Origin of the sequence: Ahrensia kielensis DSM 5890 (assembly GCF_000374465.1) — a bacterium.
In the GTDB taxonomy this organism is placed as follows: domain Bacteria; phylum Pseudomonadota; class Alphaproteobacteria; order Rhizobiales; family Rhizobiaceae; genus Ahrensia; species Ahrensia kielensis.
The window spans coordinates 348,212-367,030 of record NZ_KB894530.1; the positions used below are offsets into that span (position 1 = coordinate 348,212).

The window sequence follows — 18,819 nt, forward strand, 5'->3', positions numbered from 1 at the left end:
TCCTCAATCTACAAGTGAAGCAGCAGCTGCTTCAAAACTGTCAGCGCCCTGCTCTACGCGGTTTTTAAGTGCGGCAGCACCATTTGCATGGTTTTCCGCAAAGAACCGACAAAGCGCTGCGCGATCTTTTGCATCTGGCACTGCAAGCGCCGATTTAGCAAGATAGATGCCGCCTGCAACCAAACCAAACAATGTTTGATAGGGTGTCGCGGCCGCTAAAACATGCTGGGTTTCACCAGCTTTAGACTTTGTGTTTAACCAATTTGTTGCAGACTTTAGCGCTTCCATTGCTTCTGACAAAACAGCGCTAGAATTACCAAAGGCAGGTTCATTAGACGCGCGTAGCTGTTCTAAAATTCCATCAAGTTCGTCAAAATATGCTGAAACGCATTGCCCTTCAGAAAGAGGCAATTTTCGCTGAACAAGGTCAATCGCTTGAATGCCGTTCGTGCCTTCATAAATTTGCGCAATACGTGCATCACGCATGAAGATTGCAGCGCCAGTTTCTTCGATAAAGCCCATGCCGCCATGCACCTGTACGCCTATTGACGCGACCTCTGAGCCAATATCCGTCGAATATGCTTTGGCAATCGGCGTCAATAAACTTGCGCGTTCTGACCAAAATTTCTTATCTTCATCTGAGCCAATTTTTGCCAAATCAAGCGCATGTGCACACGAATAGCAAATGGCGCGCGCGGCTTGCGTCAGCGCTTTCATGGTCAAAAGATTGCGCTGAATATCAGGATGTAAAACGATTGGCGCCATGCCTTCACCATCCCATGATGGTGCTTTACCTTGCTTGCGCTCATTGGCAAAAGCTATCGCCTTTTGCGTAGCCGCCTCTGCAATCGCAACACCCTGCACGCCAACAGCAAGGCGCGCATTGTTCATCATTGTGAACATGCAATTTAAGCCGCGATTTTCCTCACCGATCAGCCAGCCTATAGCACCGGGCTTGTCGCCAAATTTGCCATCACCATAAATCATTGTGCATGTTGGCGAGGCATGAACACCTAATTTATGTTCAAGGCCACTGCAAAATGCGTCATTGCGTTCGCCTAAAGAGCCATCGTCATTGACCAAGAACTTAGGCACGGCAAAGAGCGAGATACCGCGCGTTCCAGCAGGCGCATCGGGCAGACGCGCCAAAACAAGATGCACGATATTATCTGTCATATCGTGCTCACCATAGGTGATGAATATTTTTTGCCCAAATATCCGGTAAGTACCATCACCTTGCGGCTCTGCACGTGATTTAAGCGCTGCAAGATCTGATCCTGCTTGCGGCTCTGTCAGGTTCATTGACCCTGTCCACTCACCCGATATCAGCTTTTCAAAATAAACAGCTTTTAATTCATCGCTCGCATGCGCTTCAAAAGCCTCGATTGCCCCCATCGTCAACATTGGACAAAGACCAAAAGCCATGGAACCGGAGTTCCACATTTCAGTTGCAGCCATTGCAAGTGTGGACGGCAGATTTTGCCCACCATATTCCTCTGGGCCAGAAAGCGCGTTCCAGCCACCGGCTATCCAGCTCTGGTACAGTTCTTTCCAACCTGGCGGCGTGGTAACAGCGTCATTAGCCAACTTAGAGCCATGCTGGTCACCAACCATCAATAATGGTGCGATCTGATCGGTCGCGAACTTTCCAGCTTCTTCTAGAATAGCATCAACAAGATCTTCGCTAAGCTCACCAGCTTGTCCGCTTTCAATCGCATTGGACAGACCTGCAACATGTTTAATCGCATGCGCTATTTCATCAACGGGTGCACGATACATTGGCTTTTTCCTCCACTCAGAATTCGCTAACTGCTTTTTACGTAAACGTCAATTATCCAATCGCATATTACAAAATTTTATCCAAGTGTTCTCATCTAAGAATTCAGTCGAGTTCAACAAAGTGTGGCTTTAGCAGCATTCGATAAACCCCTAGCATTATATGTTTGTTAACTATAAATCGCCACCATGAAGGATTAAAGCTATTGTTGGAGCAGAAGCATTGGGTCTTTCAAATTTTATCTGCGGTAGTTTTGTCGCTGCAATCATGACGTTTAGTGCAGCCTCTGTTTTCGCTTCTGAATTTAACCAAGCGTGGCGCAACAAAAACCGTGCGCTTATTTTAGATGGTTATGAGTTCAACCAAATCAACATAAAGCAAATAGCGACCAACAAACGGGTTGCAGCTTTTATTCACAAAGCCTCTGACGGCTTGCCCGCACCTTATCGATGCACGGGCGACAAGGCGGTTAAAAGCCTTTGTGTCGAGAAATGGCGTCGTTATTCAATCGCGCGGGAACTTTATCACACGCGCCGCGCTCTAGCTAAAAAATCAGGCCTGAAATGGGGTGCATATCATTTGGCACGATCAGGCAATCCGCTCGATCAGGCCCGTCATTTCTTGGATTACGCCGAACCGACTGAAGACGAAGCTATTGTCATCGATATCGAGGATAATGATCCAGAAAAATGGATGTCTCTTGACGATGCTGAAATTTTTGCACGTTACATTTATCGCAGACTTGGCCGATGGCCGATGCTTTATACCAATGGAAGCACAGCGCAATATATTGCCAACAACCGTGAAAAGTACGAAATTTTATCACGTCTACCGCTTTGGTATGCGCGTTATAAGCCAGATATCGGCACTCATTTTCCAAAAGGGCATTGGGAAAAATACGACATCTGGCAGTTTCAAGCGCAAATAAATTGCTCGGCGAAAAAATGTCCTTACCGCGTAAATGGTACAAATGATGATATCGACATTAATGTCGTCGATATGACAGTGGAAGAGCTGCATGCAGCATGGCCAATGGATCAACTCAAAGAAGTTATAGAGCCAGATAGCGCAGAAGAACCATTCATGGCTTCGCTGCCAGCAGAGAGCTCCTCAAAAGCCGAAGAAAACATCGCCGCATCGTCTTCAAATGATCAAAAGCTTTATTTGGCCCATCGCGAGCTGGCTAAAGCACGTGGAGCAGAAGTTCCACCTCTTAACGTTGATAATACAGTGACAGCGTCTACTAAGCCTGCGCCCATTAACGACCTCTATTGAGTTCATATTTCGGGCGTAGATATCGATTTCTACGTCCCGACTATTGCGTTGCCTTGATTGCTGCTTACATGTGAGTGAGAGCAACCCAAGAGGCTATAAAACGTGAAAAAAGTGCTTAAAAAGCTTATTCCAGCGAAATTTCGTAAAACAAACCCTGTTGTTCCAGTGGTTCGGTTAAAAGGCGTGATATCCGCAGGTGGTAATGCGTTTAATCCTGCCCTATCGCTTGCGAGCTGCGCAGAGATGCTGGAAAAGGCTTTCAAGAACAAAGAAGCGCCAGCCGTTGCGATCTCGGTTAACTCACCAGGTGGCTCGCCCGTACAGTCGCGTTTGATTTTCCGCCGTATCCGCGATCTTGCCGAAGAACATAATAAGAAAGTTCTCGTTTTCACTGAGGATGCGGCGGCATCTGGCGGCTATATGATTGCGGTTGCTGGCGATGAAATTATCGCTGATCCTTCATCTATCATTGGCTCGATCGGCGTTATTTCATCTGGTTTTGGCTTTGTAGAAGCAATTGACAAGCTCGGCATTGAGCGCCGCGTTTATACCGCTGGGCAAAACAAATCGACACTCGACCCGTTTCAGCCTGCTAAAAAAGAAGACATTGAGCGTATCAAAGAGCTTCAGCTTGAAATCCATGATGTCTTTATTGACCTTGTCAAAAGCCGCAGAGCAGACAAATTGAGCGACAATCCGGACATTTTTACTGGCCGCTTTTGGGCTGGCCAAAAAGCAAAAGAGCTTGGCCTTGTCGACGAAATCGGCGATATGCGTTCATTCTTGAAAGCACGCTTTGGCCCTAAAACTGAACTAAAACTCATTACACCACAGCGCGGTCTTTTCGGCCGTCGTCAACCTTCTGCAACAGCGTCACTTTTTTCAGGTGTTAATACTGCGCAACTCTCAGCAGATATGCTAGAAGGCGCTATGCATAAGCTTGATGAGCGTGGTTATTGGAGCAGGCTCGGCCTTTAGATTGGGAGACCAAAAATGCCTCAACTTTTACTCCTAGCAGCGGCTGCTGCCGTCGGCATTTGGGGCTATAAAAAGTTTCTGAATGAAGCTGAGCGCGTTTCAAAAAGCGTCAGGCGTGCAGAAAAGGAACAGGCCAACCAAGCGCATGGCACATTGATCGAAGATCCTGAGACGGGTGAATACCGTCCTATGCGTGAAGATGAGCTTCAGAAATAACCTAGCAGACGCTTCGCATCTTGACGCTTGGCGTGTCGCATGCGACTTCGGTTAAAAATCAGGCCAACGGCAGAACAAAATGACCGCGCATACAAAAATTGACCCTACTCATCCATCCCGTTCATTTCAGGGATTGATATTAACGCTCCATAATTATTGGGCCCAATATGGGTGTGCGATTCTTCAACCCTACGATATGGAAGTCGGCGCTGGTACGTTTCACCCAGCAACAACTTTGCGCTCATTAGGACCTAAACCTTGGAAAGCTGCTTATGTGCAGCCTTCGCGGCGTCCGACAGATGGTCGTTACGGCGAAAACCCAAACCGTTTGCAGCATTACTATCAATACCAAGTTATTTTGAAGCCATCACCGCCTAATCTGCAGGAGCTTTACCTTGGCTCTCTCAAGGCAATCGGCATTGATCCCCTCCTCCATGATATTCGTTTTGTGGAAGATGACTGGGAAAGCCCAACGCTTGGTGCTTGGGGCTTGGGCTGGGAATGTTGGTGCGATGGCATGGAAGTATCGCAGTTCACCTATTTCCAACAGGTTTGCGGCGTTGAATGTTCACCTGTCGCCGGTGAATTGACATATGGCTTGGAACGTCTTGCGATGTATGTTCAAGGCGTGGACAATGTCTATGACTTGAACTTCAACGGCATGGAAGGTGATGAAAAAATCACCTATGGCGACGTGTTTCTGCAGGCAGAGCAAGAATATTCTCGCCACAACTTTGAATACGCCAACACAGAAATTTTGCTTCAACATTTTAAAGATGCAGAGAAAGAATGTGTGGCGTTGCTCGCAGCTGGTGCACCTGCAGAAGGCTCTGATGCTGCGCTACATAAATGCGTGTTCCCTGCCTATGACCAATGTATCAAAGCATCTCATGTCTTTAACCTGCTTGATGCGCGCGGCGTTATTTCGGTTACTGAGCGCCAGAGCTACATTTTAAAAGTACGCGACCTGTCAAAAGCCTGCGGCGAAGCATTTCTCAAAACAGACGCTGGCGGCGCAACGCTATAAAAGTATAGCGCTTTTATCTTATCGTGCTGCGCTACCCCACAAGGTGCGCGGCATAGACAAACAACGCTTAATCGCCAGTGCATCAACCCCATCAACTTATTGTGTTTGAAGGCCATGGAAACATTTGGGCGTTTGCGCGTTCACATGGTGCACCCTCTAATGTCTAATCACCAATAGGCGCATTAGTCGTTACCGAGGCATGCCCCGAAAGCTGGCATCCCCTCGCCGGTTTGAAGGGCGGGACACCCCGCGCAAAACGACCAGTGCGGGGTGTTCATATTTATGCCCATGAAAGCGCTGTGCAGTTATACACGCAACAGCTGAAAGCACGTGACATCGCGTGCTTAGCTGTTTACTTTCCTTGTATTGTTAAAATTCGAGGGGAAAGTCATGTTTAGTGGTGGCACAATTACGCTTATTATCGTTGTAGCCTTAGTAGCTTATGCGATCATTATTTATAATGGTCTCGTTCGTTTGCGCCAGATGGTGCAAGAAGCATGGAGTGGCATTGACGTGCAGCTCAAGCGCCGTGCAGATCTTATTCCCAATCTTCTCAACACGGTAAAAGGTTACGCAGACCACGAACAAGACACACTGCGCGAAGTAACTGAAATGCGTACTCGCGCCCAAGCAGTTCCTGCTGGCGATATCGCGGGCAGAGCCGCGGCCGAAGGCATGCTGAGCCAAGCACTTGGCAAACTGTTTGCTGTTGCAGAAGCCTATCCTGATCTGAAAGCCAATGAAAATTTCAAAGATCTGCAGGACACGCTTGAGACAATTGAACGTGAAATCCAGATGTCGCGGCGCTATTACAACGGCTCTGCGCGTGATCTTAACATTAAGGTCGAAAGCTTCCCGTCAAATCTGGTCGCAAATAATTTCGGCTTCACCCAAGCTGCTTATTTCGAGTTGGAAGATGCCAGCGACCGCGCCGTGCCGACTGTTGATTTTAGCAAATAGGTTTTCTAATGCGCCGTTTTCTCGTCCTGAGCTTCATTGCTTTGCTGGGTGCTGCACTTCCAGCAAGCGCTTCTGAACGCATTCTTAGCTACAACTCGGATATCATCGTCGAGAAAGATGGTGCGTTTTTAGTAACAGAAACCATCACTGTGAATGCAGAAGGCAATCAAATAAGGCGCGGGATTTTTCGAGATTTTCCAACGGTGTTCGCAGATGACAATGACCGCGAACATAAGGTCGGGTTTGAGCTTATATCTGTTACCCGAAACGGCAATCCGGAGCCCTCAACCGTCGAAAAAGGATCGCGCGCCTTAAATATACGCATTGGCAATGCAGATCATTTTCTGCCGCATGGTCGCCACACCTATGAGATAAAATATAGGACAACACGTCAATTAAGGCGTTTTGAAACTCATGATGAAGTCTATTGGAATGCCACGGGTACACAGTGGGCATTCCCCATCGATAAAGCGCGCGCTACGATTACCCTGCCTGAAGGCGGTAAAATCGCAGATAGTATTTTCTTCACTGGCTCGTTCGGTGAACAAGGTAAAAACGCTCGTGCGGTAATCACATCAAACGGCCGCTCTGCACGTTTTGAAACAACACAACCCTTGAGGCCACGCGAAGGCCTTACAGCTGCTATCAAGTTTCAAAAAGGTCTGATCCCAGAACTAACACAGCAGCAAGAAATGCGGTTTTTCTTGCAAGATTATATCAGCGAGATCATTGCCTTTGTCGGGCTTGCTGTAATCTTTCTATATTACATGTTGATGTGGCTGCGTGTTGGGCGTGATCCAGCCAAAGGAACAATCGTTCCACGGTGGGACCTGCCAAAAGAAATATCGCCGGCTTTATCCCACTACATTCATCACCATAGCCTCAAGAAGCAGGGCTTTACTGCCTTATCTGCGGCCGCCTTGTCTCTTGCCGTAAAAGGCATTGTGACACTGGATAATGCCAACGACACATTGACGATTACCCAAACGGGTAAAAATGCGAGCGATAAGCTTCCGGTTGGTGAAGCGCTTTTATTATCGCGCATTAAAATGGCTGGCGGCACATTTAAAATCAACAAAAGTAACGGGCCAGCGGTCCAAAAAATGGCTTCCGCGTTTCGAAGCGGCATGGAAAGCGAACACCGCGGTAAATTCTTCAAGCAAAACTTAGGTTATGCTGTTCTTGGAATTTTTCTTTCCATTTGTGTTTTCATTCTCGCATTGGCGCTTGGCGGCTTTGATGAAGAAGTTATCGTTGTTCTTGTTCCTGCAATTATGATTGGCACGGTAACAACATCGCTTATTGTTAGCCTGACCAAATCATCAGGCAGCGGCCTATGGAGCAAAGTGCGCAAGGTTTTCACCCTGTTCTTTATTGTCGCCATCGTGGGCAATATTGGCGGCGTTCTCATCAGCCAGTGGGACTTTATAAGCCTGCCGATGTCTTTGATCTTGGCGCTTGTAACGATCATCATGGTCAATATCTTGTTTTTCCACCTATTGGGCGCTCCAACGCAAATTGGCCAAAAACACGCTGGCGAGATCGAGGGGTTAAAACATTATTTGTCCGTGGCCGAAGAAGATCGCATGAATATGCTCAACTCACCAGAAATGTCTCCTCAGCATTATGAAACATTGCTGCCTTATGCCGTGGCATTGGGTGTTGAAAAACCATGGTCAAAAGCATTTCAAGGCTGGCTTGCGGCGGCTGTTGCAGCTGGTGCTGCGGCGGCTGTTGCTTATAGCAACCGTGGTCCGGGCTGGTATAATGGTACAGACTTTTCCACAGACCGCATCAGTGACACGTTTGGTAAAATCGGCGACGACATGTCGAACACGATGACGTCCTCTCTGCCTGCGCCTAAAAGTTCATCATCAGGCTTTTCTGGTGGTGGCGGCTCATCCGGCGGCGGTGGTGGTGGCGGCGGTGGTGGCGGCTGGTAATGCCTGACAAAGCAAAAATGCTTGGCACAGCATGTGTTTTGCTTGTGCGCGACTTTAAAAAAAGCGTCGATTACTGGGAAAATTGCCTCGGATTTACGGCTCACATATGGGGCGAGCCGCCAAATTTTGCGATTATGGAGCGCGATAATATTCGCATCATGCTCTCCCACGCCCCTGATCATACCAACAAGCCCAATTGGGAAGTTGGCGGCGGCATTTGGAATAGCTATTTTTGGGTGGACGATGTGCAATCAATTTATCAAGAGTTTATAGCCAACGGCGCCAAGATAGACTACACGCTGCATGAAAAGCCTTACGGAGTTTTGGAGTTCGGTATTCAAGACCTCGACGGGCATGACATCGCCTTTGGTCAAGATTTGAACTAAAGGCCCAAACTATCTGGACTGATAATGCCTGATTTATTGCTTGAACTGTTTTCAGAAGAAATTCCTGCCCGTATGCAGCGCAAAGCCGCTGGCGATTTGCGTGCGCGCGTCACCAACGCATTGGTGGACGCAGGGCTTACCTATGAGGGTGCAAAAGAATATTGGACCCCGCGCCGCCTGACCCTCGACCTGCGCGGTCTAACGGCACGATCAGCGGATATTTCAGAAGAGCGTAAAGGCCCACGCACAGACGCGCCAGAAAAAGCAATTGAAGGCTTTTTGCGCGGTGCAGGCCTTTCTTCTATTGAAGAAGCAACAATCAAGAACGACCCTAAAAAGGGTGATTTCTATGTTGCGATCATCAAAAAAGAAGGACGCAACGCCCAAGAAATTATCGCGGAGATTATGCCCGGCATTATCCGTGATTTCCCTTGGCCAAAATCAATGCGTTGGGGCGCACAGTCGGCAACCCCTGGTTCCTTGCGCTGGGTTCGCCCGCTACAATCAATCCTATGTACATTCGGGCCAGAAACCGAAGAGCCGGAAGTGATCGACTTTGAAGTTGCAGGCATTAAATCCGGCAACACCACACGCGGACATAGGTTTCACGCAGGCGAAGAATTCACCGTGCGCCGTTTTGATGATTATGTTGCAAAGCTTGAGAAGAGCTTTGTGATATTGGATGGCGAGCGCCGCAAAGAAATTATCGCTAATGATGCGAAAAATCTCGCCTTCGCCAATGGCATTGATCTTGTAGAAGATGAAGGCCTACTGGATGAAGTTTCCGGCCTTGTTGAATGGCCTGTCGTGCTCATGGGTGAGTTTGAAGAAGATTTCTTGCAAATTCCCGATGATGTGACGCGCCTGACGATTAAAACAAACCAGAAATGCTTTGTTTGCCGCGCTCAAGGCTCTGACAAGCTGACCAACAAGTTCATTCTGGTTTCGAACATTGCAGCCAAAGATGGCGGCGCGGAAATTTCACACGGTAATGGCAAGGTAGTGCGTGCGCGTCTTTCCGATGCATTGCATTTCTGGAAAACAGACCAAGGTGACCTGCCAGACCTCGCGCAGCTTAAAGCTTCGGCTGAAAAGTTTGGCCTTGATCTTAAAAAGCCGCTCGACCAGCGCATGGCTAAGCTTGATAATCTTGGCGTGACATTCCATGCCAAAATCGGCACGCAAGGCGAACGTGTTGCGCGTATTGCAGCATTGGCTGAAGAACTTGCACCCATCGTTGGTGCAGACCCTCAAGAGGCTAAACGCGCCGCGCATTTGGCTAAAGCTGACCTGCCGACAGAAGCTGTTGGCGAATTTCCTGAATTGCAGGGCGCAATGGGTCGCCGCTACGCTGAATTGCAAGGCGAAAGCAAAGCTGTATCTGCTGCAATTGAAGATCACTACAAGCCGCAAGGCCCGTCTGATGCCGTGCCAAGTGATCCGGTGGCGATTGCCGTCGCGCTGGCTGATAAGCTGGACACATTGGTCGCGTTCTGGGCGATTGATGAGAAGCCGACAGGTTCAAAAGACCCCTATGCGCTACGCCGTGCGGCACTGGGTGTTATACGGATATTGATTGAGAATGGTATTCGATTAGAGCTAGTTAAAGTAATTGCTGACACTATGCTTCCTATAACCAAGTTATTAGTTGATCGCTTTGATGAGAAGAATATGCAAGAGCGTTCCTCTCATGCATTAATGCGTGAGAAGTCGATGAAGCATATGTCGAAAAGACAAAAAATAGAGTTCATGCTTAGCGAGACACCAACAGAGCCTTCATCATTTCCATATGATCTTCTTACAGCTTGCGACGAGCTCCTCTCCTTCTTCCACGACCGCCTCAAAGTCTATTTGCGTGACAAGGGTGCGCGGCATGATCTGATTGATGCGGTGCTTTCTGAAGGCGACGATGATCTGCTGCTTGTTGTGCGCCGTGTTGAAGCGCTGGGCAAACTGCTGACAAGCGAAGATGGCGCGAACATGCTGGCTGGCATAAAGCGTGCGCTCAATATTCTTAGCGCTGAAGAGAAGAAAGACGGCGAAGGCACATTTGATCAAGACATCGATCAAGCCCTGTTGACTGACCAAGCTGAGAAAGATTTATCAGATACAATTCTTGCCGTTCGCGACGATGTTGACCACTGTATCAAAGCAGAAGATTATGAAGGTGCATTTGCAATTTTGGCGCAGCTTCGCCCAAGTGTTGATGCCTTCTTTGATGGTGTGATGGTCAATGCAGACGATGCAGCTGTGCGCATCAACCGTTTGCGGCTTCTGGCATCGCTACGCGCCACGACGCAGAAGCTGGCGGACTTTTCAAAAATCGCTGGATAATCTCTTAATCTAAACGACAAAAAACCCGCATCGCTTTCGCAGTGCGGGTTTTCTTTTAAGCTCGTCTAAGCTCGGCTGATTTTAGCGCAGTGCTGCGCCTTCAAATATTTTTTCTTCAACAGCGTCTTTGATGATCTCGTCTTCAAAATCTTTGTCGCTTTTCTTTTCTAAATCAGCGATTGCATCTTCGACGCGCTCATCAACAGATTTAGATTTCTTTGCAGGGCCTCCAAGCGTCGCCTGTGTATTGCCTTGCGAACGAGCCGGTTCACTCGTTACCACTGGCAGCGCTGGGTCCATAATTGACGCGCTGTTTGATGGTGCTTTAATCACGACTGGCTCTGCAGCATCGCCGCTAAACTCAACAAAGATGACAGATGGTAGCGACGTATCTTCCATCAAAGAATAGTCAGCCGAAGCTGGAATTGCACTTGCAGTTGTTAGCGCAGAAGCCGCGAACAATGTCTTATATAATGTGTTCATATCAGTTCCCCGTATTTACATTTGACGCAACAATAACAAAAACCTGTGTACGTCCGGTTTGAAAAGCTGGTTAATCTGACCTTAAAAAACGAGCGTTGCTGTGTTGTCATTTGCGCGTTAGAACGCCGTTATGAAACACGAAAACAGCGATAGAATTTTACCCGCCACAAGTGAAGCGATGGCGCGCGCACTAGCTATTCTTGGCAATGGCGGGCTTGTCGCTGTGCCAACAGAAACCGTTTACGGCCTTGCCGCTGATGCCACCAATGGCGAAGCTGTTGCAGGCATATTTTCAGCCAAAGGCAGGCCGCAATTTAACCCGCTTATCTGCCATGTTTCGAGCCTTGAGATGGCACAAGAATATGCTGTTTTTGACGCGGCTTCTTTGGCCCTTGCAAAAGCGTTTTGGCCAGGGCCATTGACCTTGGTTCTGCCGCTTAAAAAAGACACAAAAATTCACCCCTTAGTGACAGCCGGATTAGATACAATTGGTCTGCGTTTTCCCAAGGGATTAACGGCAGAATTGATCGCGCAATATGGCAAGCCGCTTGCAGCACCAAGCGCCAACTCATCCGGTAAAATCAGCCCGACAACGGCGCTCGCTGTCTATCAAAGTTTGGGTAATAAAGTTGATTTAATACTCGATGACGGTCCATGTGCTGTTGGACTTGAAAGCACAATTGTTAAAGTGTTCGCTGGCACCGCCACGATTTTGCGCCCCGGAGGCATTACTTTAAGTGACCTTCAAAAGATGAGTCATTTGAATCTGTTAGAAGCAGAAGCCAATGCATCGATTCAAGCGCCCGGCATGATGGCATCGCACTATGCTCCCAACGCGCTGATGCGCTTAAATGCTGAGAAATTACTTGAAGACGAGGCTCTTCTAGCATTTGGCCCTCACCGTATTAACGGCGCTGATAAAGCTGTGACAATGTTAAATCTATCTCCTTCTGGTGATTTGATTGAAGCTGCGGCAAACCTGTTTTCAATGATGTCTGAATTGGACAATTCAGGCATCGCAAAAATAGCCGTTGAGCCAATCACAATGAGTGGTATTGGCGTTGCCATTAATGACAGACTAAAGCGCGCAGCAGCGCCAAGGGATAGTGACCATGAATGAGAATTTACGCGAAAAATTTATCGCAATTGTAGGCGCAAAAAATGCCCGCGTAAGCCAAGATGATATTGCCCCTTATTTGCACGAATGGCGCGACCGCTGGGAAGGTAAAAGCGACCTCGTTTTACTGCCTGCGAACACGCAAGAAGTTAGCCAAATTCTCGCACTGGCAACAGCAACAAAAACACCGGTTGTACCGCAGGGTGGCCACACTGGACTTGTTGGCGGCGGCATGCCGGATATGAGCGGCGACGCGATTATTTTAGCGACTGGCCGCATGAACAAGGTGCGCAATATAGACACCGCAGGCAACACGATTACTGTTGAAGCTGGCTGCATTTTGCAATCCGTTCAAGAAGCTGCCGATGATGCTGGAAGGCTTTTCCCGCTTTCACTTGGCGCTCAAGGCTCATGCCAAATTGGCGGCAATCTATCCTCTAATGCAGGTGGCACTGGTGCGCTTGCTTATGGTGTTGCGCGCGATTTGGTTTTGGGATTGGAAGTCGTCTTACCCACCGGCGAAATCTTGAACGATTTGAATGCACTGAAAAAAGACAATACCGGTTATAATCTGCGGCATCTCTTTATTGGCGCTGAAGGCACACTCGGCATCATCACCGCGGCCGTCTTAAAATTGTTCCCTAAGCCTAAAGGTCAGGTTACTGCATTTTTGGCTTTGGAAACGCCTGCAGCTGCATTGGAGCTTTTTCAAGCAGCACGCGATTTTGCTGGCCAGTCACTTACAGCTTTTGAATTGATGCCGCGCCTTGGTGTGGAATTTACCAGCAAACATGTAGACGGCGTTCGCGATCCGCTGACTGAGCCCTACCCTTGGTATGTGTTGATTGAAGTTTCATCTGGCGAGAGCGAAGCACATGCGCAATCATTGCTTGAGAACTTGCTAGAAAACCAAATGGAAGCCGGTATCGTTATTGATGGTGCTGTTGCAGCCTCTGTTTCACAATCAAAAGAGTTTTGGCATTTGCGTGAAGCGATGTCGGAAAGCCAGAAACCAGAAGGCGGTTCCATCAAGCACGACATTTCTGTGCCGGTTCATGCAATCCCATCCTTCATGCAAGATGCAGAAAAAGCTGTTCTGGCGATTGAGCCCAATGCACGCATTTGCGCCTTTGGTCATTTGGGTGATGGAAACCTGCATTATAATATTTCCCAACCTGTCGGAGCGGACAAACAGGAATTTCTGGCTATGGACGCGGTCATCACGCCTGCGGTTCATGCGCTTGTGTTAAACTATAATGGTTCAATTTCTGCCGAGCACGGTATCGGCCAGATGAAACGGGACGAGTTAGCCGAAGTAAAAGACCCTGTCGCTCTCGATCTCATGCGCCGCATCAAAGCAAACTTCGATCCGGCAGGCATTATGAATCCGAATAAAGTCATATAACGGCACAGTTCTACCCCTGTTGAGACGTATCGGATACGTAATTTAACCTATTCGATACTTCTCCTACCATTTCGTTACAGCTGGTAGAAAAGCGGTAACCATCTCTAAAAGCAGTATTTTCTTAACTCTGTCTGTTAGGTCCATTTTGTCGTCTTTCCACTAATTTGGTTTTTGACGAGATGGCAAAGACCATCCGTTTACAGGGACTTTTTAGTGAGAAGAGCAAAGAGGCAAAAGCCCGCGCTCTTGAAGAAGACAGGCGAGATGTCAAACATGTCAACAGTTGCGCAACCGGTTTGGGCCGGCCAAGAATTTAGACTTGATCCAACACGGCTACCACAGCAGGTGTCTTATGCATCACGCATAAGTGGTAAAGCGGTTGAGATTACGGTCAATAAACGCGGTGCCGTATTGAAGCACAGCAGCGAAACCGATCTTGCTGATTTCAATATCGCATTGCCGAACAACTCATTTCGCGGTGTTGCAGCACGCGCAACGGAAACAGGGCCGGATACAGCTCTCGTAACCCTTGAGCTACTGCACGAAGATGAAGCGCTGTGCGTTCCGTTGCGGGTTGGCCATGAGCTTGCAGATATTGCAACCGACTGGCAGCTATGGGCGGAGCTGTTGAAGCTTCCAATGATGATTATTGATGCAGACGGTGTTGCACGTACACTCGAAGAAAGCGCTGCTAACGCAGTAATCAATGATCCCAATGGGCACGGCCACAATGCGATGTTTGCTGAAGATCGTCCGCGCTATACTGCGCGTCGCCGTCTTGGCAATCTGGGTGTGCGTCTCATGGTTGACGGCAAAGAAATTATTGCCCGCAACTAATGTATCAATCAGATGGCGGCAGAAATACCTGCCGCTATCAAGCCTGCAAAGATGATCCAACCGACAATGGTGTTGGATTTAAACAAGGCTAAACACTGATCCCCATTATCAATGTCAATCACAATGATCTGACGCGCGAGATGAATCGCCGCCGCAACAAGACCGATATAAGCGATCCACGATGCGCCTGCGGTATAAAAAGCGGCTGCGAAAAATATCAGCATCAATGAATAAAGAATGACAAGTGCACGTTTGGTTTTCTCTCCGAACAGACGTGCTGTTGAGCGAACGCCAACCAATGCGTCATCTTCTTTATCTTGATGGGCATAAATCGTGTCATAGCCAATCGTCCAAAAGATGCAGCCGATATATAGAAGAAACGGCGTTATCGTTAGCGCTCCAAAATAAGCAGCCCACCCCATAAATGCGCCCCATGAGAACGCAAATCCAAGAAACAGCTGCGGCCAATCGGTCACGCGTTTCATAAAGGGATAAATAGCAACCGCGCCGAGTGAACAAAAACCAACAATTATCGCGTAATTATTAAATTGCAGCAGGACTAACAGTCCGACCAGAGCTTGCCCCACCAGAAATGTTTTCGCCTGTAAGCGCGATACTTGGCCAGAAGGTAAAGGCCGCGAGCGTGTACGTGCAACTTGATCGTCAATTTTCTGATCTATGAGGTCATTATATGTGCAGCCAGCGCCGCGCATGGCTACTGCGCCAATGAGAAACAAAACCAGATGCCAAATGTTTGGCAGAATTGCCGTTTCACTCATACCAATCGCAAGCGGTGCCAATGCTGCGGACCACCAACACGGCCAAAGCAGCAACCACCACCCGATCGGGCGGTCCCATCTGGCAAGCTGAGCAAACGGCCACGCACTGCGTGGCAGCAATTTATAGGTCCAGTGTCCCGAAGGCGCGTCTGCTACACGCCCTTGCGCATCATGTGATTGAATCGAATCCATATTATTGAGTTACAAGGCGTGGACAAAAGGTCAAGTGGCGCCTGAGATATTGACCTGCGGCACTGCAGCGCTTAGCCAGACTTTTAAACACAGGAGAGTGATGATGAATGTGCTTTTGATCGGTTCTGGCGGGCGTGAACATGCCTTGGCATGGAAACTCGCACAATCTCCCCTACTTGGAACACTGTTCTGCGCACCGGGCAATCCCGGCATTGATGATGAGGCAACCAATGTTGCTCTTGATATAAGCAATCATCAGGCTGTTATTGATTTCTGCCGACTGCAGAGCATTTCACTCGTCATTGTTGGGCCGGAAGCACCGTTGGTTGACGGCATCGCTGATAGTTTGCGCGCGGCCAATATTTCAGTGTTTGGCCCGTCACAAGCAGCCTCACAATTAGAAGGCTCCAAAGGTTTCACCAAAGATCTTTGCGAAAAATACAATATTCCGACAGCGGCCTATCAGCGCTTTAATAATGCACCAAAGGCAAAAGCCTATATTCGAGCACAGGGCGCACCGATTGTTATTAAAGCGGACGGTTTAGCGGCTGGCAAAGGCGTAACCGTTGCGATGACGATGGCTGAGGCCATGGATGCTATCGACGATTGCTTTGAAGGCGCATTTGGTGAAGCGGGCGCTGAAGTTGTTGTTGAAGAATATTTAGAAGGGCCGGAAATTAGCTTTTTCTGCCTTTGTGATGGAAAACTTGCAGTTCCGATGACATCAGCGCAGGACCACAAGCGCGTCGGTGAAGGTGATACAGGGCCAAACACTGGCGGAATGGGCGCTTATTCCCCTGCTCCGCTGTTTGATGCTGAAATGCAAGCTGATGTGATGAAACGGATCATCGAGCCAACGATGCACGGCATGGCTGAAATGGGTAATCCATTCTCAGGTGTGTTGTTCTGCGGCATTATGGTGACAAAGGATGGTCCAAAACTCATCGAATATAATGTCCGCTTTGGTGATCCGGAATGTGAAGTTTTAATGCTTCGTCTTCAAAGCGATCTCTTACCATTGCTCAAAGCATCTGCGGATAATGATCTGACCGATGCTAAACTTAAATGGAGCGATGATACGACTCTTACTGTTGTTATGTGTGCACCTAATTATCCTGCTACGCCGCAAAAGGGATCAAAAATTGATCTTGAAACAGTAAGCGCAATCAGCAGCGTGAAAATTTTTCATGCAGGCACAGCTCTAAAAGACGGCGCTTTGATCGCAAATGGCGGGCGTGTTCTGGCTGTTTGTGGCTCTGGCAGCACGGTTAAAGAAGCTCAAAGCAAGGCCTATGAAGGCGTTAAAGCTGTTAATTGGCCGGAAGGCTTTTACCGTAGCGATATCGGCTGGCGCGCACTTTAAAATACGGGCGATGTATCCGCATCGCCCGATTATCAATCATGTCATTGTGACATCAATTTATTGTCAAATTCAGTGGCGTAAATGGATGCAGGACGCGCCATACAGCGGTCTAACCAAGCATCAATGACAGGATCGCCCGGCTTGCCAAACCAGCTATAAGGCGAATGGACGAGCAGATCAGCTGCCGTATATTCATTGCCTGTTAAAAACGGCTGGTCTGTCAGATGTTTTATCAGCTGTTCTTTCATCTCTATGCCGCCGCGAAATGTCGCCTCGATAAAGGGATGCGTAAGATTTGCTGCCTCCAATACCATTACCGGCTCCATGACACCTGAATACCAAGCAAACCAACTCAAATAAGAGCCGCGTTTTGCATCGCCCTGCGGGATATTCAAGCCTGCATCAGGAAACAAATCCGCCAGATACAGCATGATCGCACTGCTCTCCCAAATCTCAACGCCGTCATGGATGAGAAACGGCACTTTGCCATCATGGTGTGGATTTTTAGGATCACGTTCGCCGCTTCCATCTTGGCGCGGTATCGTAACAACCTCAATGTTTACCGCGTCTAACGCATTAAGTTCTTTAAGCAAAGCGACCACGCGGGTCGAACGGGTTCTGGGTGAATGATAAAGGGTGAGCACTGTAAAATCTCCATATGTTGAAACGAACAGCGCCGCTTAACACAGGCTAATTGACAACGTCTGTCAGGAGAGTTTGCTTGGCTGATATTAAATATCAAAAAAGTGTTTGCTCTCCATTTATCAATGCATCAGCACGCGGCGTGAAATCGCGGCCTTCCTCGTTATGCAAGATAAGCGGCGCGGTCATCTCCAGCTTTTTCTTGGAGCCCTTTTTGCCTGTCACCAAAATACGAATCGCATCTTCATGCATACGAGGATGAACAGGCGTTATGCGCAGCGCTCCGAAACGTCCCATAAAACCGGCCAAAATCTCGCCGATGGACTGCGGACGCACAATTATTGAAAAATAGCCGCTCGGCTTGGCGATTGATGCAGCTGTTCGCGACCATAGCTCAATCGTTTTGCCGTCCATCACATGTGCGAAAGAGCGCTCACTATGTGGGGAACGGCGATCATCGCTCTCGTTAAATGGTGGATTTGCGATGACCCAATCAAAACTGTTTTGAACAAGCCCGCAGCGTGAACGTATTTCTCCGCTCGCGGTTATATCGGCCTTAAATATCTTGGTGCGCGCCGCAAAATTTTCATTATCGCTGTGCGCCAATGTTCGCTGAGCGCAGTCGATCATGGTATCGGACATTTCAAACAGAGAAGCACGTGCTTGCTGGCAGCGGCTCAACACAGCCAATCCGGCTGCACCTGCGCCGGCCCCAAGGTCCGCAAGCTCTCCATCAAAGCCATCCGCAACACATGCGGCCAGTAACATGGCGTCTATACCTGCACGATGACCGCCTTTTTGCGGCTGTACCAGTGTAAATTTTCCGCGATGAAAAGTGTCCGTTGTGAATTCAGTCACAGGCATCAACCATTATCCCGCAACTCTTTTTCCAACCCCACTTCAAAGATGATCTGACGCGCTTCTTGTAATTTAGCAGTTTCCACAAGTATGCGCTGCGGGATTGCCCCCACAGATCCTTCCAAAGTGCTCATATTTTGATCAGCCCACAAACATTCGATTTCAGCATCGCGCATGAGCGATTGAACGAATGATAGGGTGATTAAATTGTTAGATCGCAGTAATTCTTCCATCGGAATCATATACG

General features: G+C 48.4%; 18 protein-coding genes. 12 read left to right on the top strand and 6 right to left on the bottom strand.

The window, feature by feature from the left end; genetic code table 11:
* Positions 1-3: 3 nt before the first annotated feature.
* Positions 4-1,779 carry an acyl-CoA dehydrogenase family protein gene (locus C504_RS0111090; RefSeq protein ID WP_018689412.1) on the bottom strand — a complete coding sequence of 592 codons (1,776 nt, stop codon included), beginning with the start codon at positions 1,777-1,779 and terminating at the stop codon, positions 4-6.
* A gap of 220 nt (positions 1,780-1,999) precedes the next feature.
* On the opposite strand from C504_RS0111090, the gene C504_RS0111095 reads away from it, so the two are divergent.
* The 8 genes from C504_RS0111095 (at position 2,000) to glyS (ending at position 10,896) form a co-directional block, all read left to right on the top strand.
* Complete coding sequence (locus C504_RS0111095) at positions 2,000-3,052, top strand: glycoside hydrolase family 25 protein (RefSeq protein WP_018689413.1); 1,053 nt, start codon at positions 2,000-2,002, stop codon at positions 3,050-3,052.
* A 102-nt stretch (positions 3,053-3,154) separates the two neighbouring features.
* Positions 3,155-4,030, top strand: coding sequence for a S49 family peptidase (locus C504_RS0111100; protein ID WP_018689414.1), 876 nt, complete (start codon positions 3,155-3,157; stop codon positions 4,028-4,030).
* Between the two features lie 15 nt (positions 4,031-4,045).
* Positions 4,046-4,246 (top strand): hypothetical protein, encoded by a 201-nt coding sequence (locus tag C504_RS0111105; RefSeq protein ID WP_018689415.1) that lies wholly within the window; start codon positions 4,046-4,048, stop codon positions 4,244-4,246.
* A 79-nt stretch (positions 4,247-4,325) separates the two neighbouring features.
* Complete coding sequence (locus tag C504_RS0111110; RefSeq protein WP_026317408.1) at positions 4,326-5,273, top strand: glycine--tRNA ligase subunit alpha; 948 nt, start codon at positions 4,326-4,328, stop codon at positions 5,271-5,273.
* A gap of 390 nt (positions 5,274-5,663) precedes the next feature.
* Positions 5,664-6,233: a LemA family protein gene (locus tag C504_RS0111115; protein WP_018689417.1), complete on the top strand. Its 570-nt coding sequence runs from the start codon at positions 5,664-5,666 to the stop codon at positions 6,231-6,233.
* An 8-nt stretch (positions 6,234-6,241) separates the two neighbouring features.
* A complete protein-coding gene (locus C504_RS0111120) occupies positions 6,242-8,176 on the top strand; it encodes a DUF2207 domain-containing protein (RefSeq protein ID WP_018689418.1) in 1,935 nt (644 codons plus the stop codon).
* Complete coding sequence (locus C504_RS0111125; RefSeq protein WP_018689419.1) at positions 8,176-8,562, top strand: VOC family protein; 387 nt, start codon at positions 8,176-8,178, stop codon at positions 8,560-8,562. The genes C504_RS0111120 and C504_RS0111125 overlap by 1 nt, the downstream gene beginning before the upstream one ends.
* A 24-nt stretch (positions 8,563-8,586) precedes the next feature.
* Positions 8,587-10,896 carry a glycine--tRNA ligase subunit beta gene (glyS, locus tag C504_RS0111130; RefSeq protein WP_018689420.1) on the top strand — a complete coding sequence of 770 codons (2,310 nt, stop codon included), beginning with the start codon at positions 8,587-8,589 and terminating at the stop codon, positions 10,894-10,896.
* Between the two features lie 81 nt (positions 10,897-10,977).
* Here glyS and C504_RS0111135 read toward each other — a convergent pair whose 3' ends face one another.
* On the bottom strand, positions 10,978-11,379 hold the full coding sequence (locus tag C504_RS0111135; protein ID WP_018689421.1) for a hypothetical protein: 402 nt from the start codon (positions 11,377-11,379) through the stop codon (positions 10,978-10,980).
* Positions 11,380-11,509: 130 nt separating this feature from the next.
* On the opposite strand from C504_RS0111135, the gene C504_RS0111140 reads away from it, so the two are divergent.
* The 3 genes from C504_RS0111140 to C504_RS0111150 all read left to right on the top strand — a co-directional run bounded on the left by C504_RS0111140 (position 11,510) and on the right by C504_RS0111150 (position 14,738).
* On the top strand, positions 11,510-12,499 hold the full coding sequence (locus C504_RS0111140; protein WP_018689422.1) for an L-threonylcarbamoyladenylate synthase: 990 nt from the start codon (positions 11,510-11,512) through the stop codon (positions 12,497-12,499).
* On the top strand, positions 12,492-13,901 hold the full coding sequence (locus tag C504_RS0111145) for an FAD-binding oxidoreductase (protein WP_018689423.1): 1,410 nt from the start codon (positions 12,492-12,494) through the stop codon (positions 13,899-13,901). The genes C504_RS0111140 and C504_RS0111145 overlap by 8 nt, the downstream gene beginning before the upstream one ends.
* A 273-nt stretch (positions 13,902-14,174) precedes the next feature.
* The gene (locus tag C504_RS0111150; protein WP_018689424.1) at positions 14,175-14,738 is read left to right on the top strand and encodes a DUF6101 family protein; all 564 of its coding nucleotides are present in this window, start codon (positions 14,175-14,177) and stop codon (positions 14,736-14,738) included.
* An 8-nt stretch (positions 14,739-14,746) separates the two neighbouring features.
* On the opposite strand, the gene ubiA is transcribed toward C504_RS0111150, so the two are convergent.
* Positions 14,747-15,709 carry a 4-hydroxybenzoate octaprenyltransferase gene (ubiA, locus tag C504_RS0111155; RefSeq protein ID WP_018689425.1) on the bottom strand — a complete coding sequence of 321 codons (963 nt, stop codon included), beginning with the start codon at positions 15,707-15,709 and terminating at the stop codon, positions 14,747-14,749.
* Positions 15,710-15,812: 103 nt separating this feature from the next.
* Between ubiA and purD the strand changes: the two genes are divergently transcribed.
* Positions 15,813-17,072 carry a phosphoribosylamine--glycine ligase gene (gene purD / locus C504_RS0111160; RefSeq protein WP_018689426.1) on the top strand — a complete coding sequence of 420 codons (1,260 nt, stop codon included), beginning with the start codon at positions 15,813-15,815 and terminating at the stop codon, positions 17,070-17,072.
* Between the two features lie 41 nt (positions 17,073-17,113).
* Here purD and C504_RS0111165 read toward each other — a convergent pair whose 3' ends face one another.
* The 3 genes from C504_RS0111165 to C504_RS0111175 form a co-directional block, all read right to left on the bottom strand.
* The gene (locus C504_RS0111165; protein ID WP_018689427.1) at positions 17,114-17,716 is read right to left on the bottom strand and encodes a glutathione S-transferase family protein; all 603 of its coding nucleotides are present in this window, start codon (positions 17,714-17,716) and stop codon (positions 17,114-17,116) included.
* 94 nt (positions 17,717-17,810) lie between these two features.
* Positions 17,811-18,578: a tRNA1(Val) (adenine(37)-N6)-methyltransferase gene (locus C504_RS0111170; protein WP_018689428.1), complete on the bottom strand. Its 768-nt coding sequence runs from the start codon at positions 18,576-18,578 to the stop codon at positions 17,811-17,813.
* Complete coding sequence (locus C504_RS0111175) at positions 18,578-18,814, bottom strand: putative signal transducing protein (RefSeq protein WP_018689429.1); 237 nt, start codon at positions 18,812-18,814, stop codon at positions 18,578-18,580. The genes C504_RS0111170 and C504_RS0111175 overlap by 1 nt, the downstream gene beginning before the upstream one ends.
* Positions 18,815-18,819: the final 5 nt, after the last annotated feature.

What these genes read in the sequence shown, in the direction of transcription:
- C504_RS0111090 (WP_018689412.1), bottom strand. Translation starts at nt 1,779, where the DNA reads ATGTATCGTGCACCCGTTGATGAAATAGCGCATGCGATTAAACATGTT.
- C504_RS0111105 (WP_018689415.1), top strand. Translation starts at nt 4,046, where the DNA reads ATGCCTCAACTTTTACTCCTAGCAGCGGCTGCTGCCGTCGGCATTTGG.
- C504_RS0111110 (WP_026317408.1), top strand. Translation starts at nt 4,326, where the DNA reads ATGACCGCGCATACAAAAATTGACCCTACTCATCCATCCCGTTCATTT.
- C504_RS0111115 (WP_018689417.1), top strand. Translation starts at nt 5,664, where the DNA reads ATGTTTAGTGGTGGCACAATTACGCTTATTATCGTTGTAGCCTTAGTA.
- C504_RS0111120 (WP_018689418.1), top strand. Translation starts at nt 6,242, where the DNA reads ATGCGCCGTTTTCTCGTCCTGAGCTTCATTGCTTTGCTGGGTGCTGCA.
- C504_RS0111125 (WP_018689419.1), top strand. Translation starts at nt 8,176, where the DNA reads ATGCCTGACAAAGCAAAAATGCTTGGCACAGCATGTGTTTTGCTTGTG.
- glyS (WP_018689420.1), top strand. Translation starts at nt 8,587, where the DNA reads ATGCCTGATTTATTGCTTGAACTGTTTTCAGAAGAAATTCCTGCCCGT.
- C504_RS0111135 (WP_018689421.1), bottom strand. Translation starts at nt 11,379, where the DNA reads ATGAACACATTATATAAGACATTGTTCGCGGCTTCTGCGCTAACAACT.
- C504_RS0111140 (WP_018689422.1), top strand. Translation starts at nt 11,510, where the DNA reads ATGAAACACGAAAACAGCGATAGAATTTTACCCGCCACAAGTGAAGCG.
- C504_RS0111145 (WP_018689423.1), top strand. Translation starts at nt 12,492, where the DNA reads ATGAATGAGAATTTACGCGAAAAATTTATCGCAATTGTAGGCGCAAAA.
- C504_RS0111150 (WP_018689424.1), top strand. Translation starts at nt 14,175, where the DNA reads ATGTCAACAGTTGCGCAACCGGTTTGGGCCGGCCAAGAATTTAGACTT.
- ubiA (WP_018689425.1), bottom strand. Translation starts at nt 15,709, where the DNA reads ATGGATTCGATTCAATCACATGATGCGCAAGGGCGTGTAGCAGACGCG.
- purD (WP_018689426.1), top strand. Translation starts at nt 15,813, where the DNA reads ATGAATGTGCTTTTGATCGGTTCTGGCGGGCGTGAACATGCCTTGGCA.
- C504_RS0111170 (WP_018689428.1), bottom strand. Translation starts at nt 18,578, where the DNA reads ATGCCTGTGACTGAATTCACAACGGACACTTTTCATCGCGGAAAATTT.
- C504_RS0111175 (WP_018689429.1), bottom strand. Translation starts at nt 18,814, where the DNA reads ATGATTCCGATGGAAGAATTACTGCGATCTAACAATTTAATCACCCTA.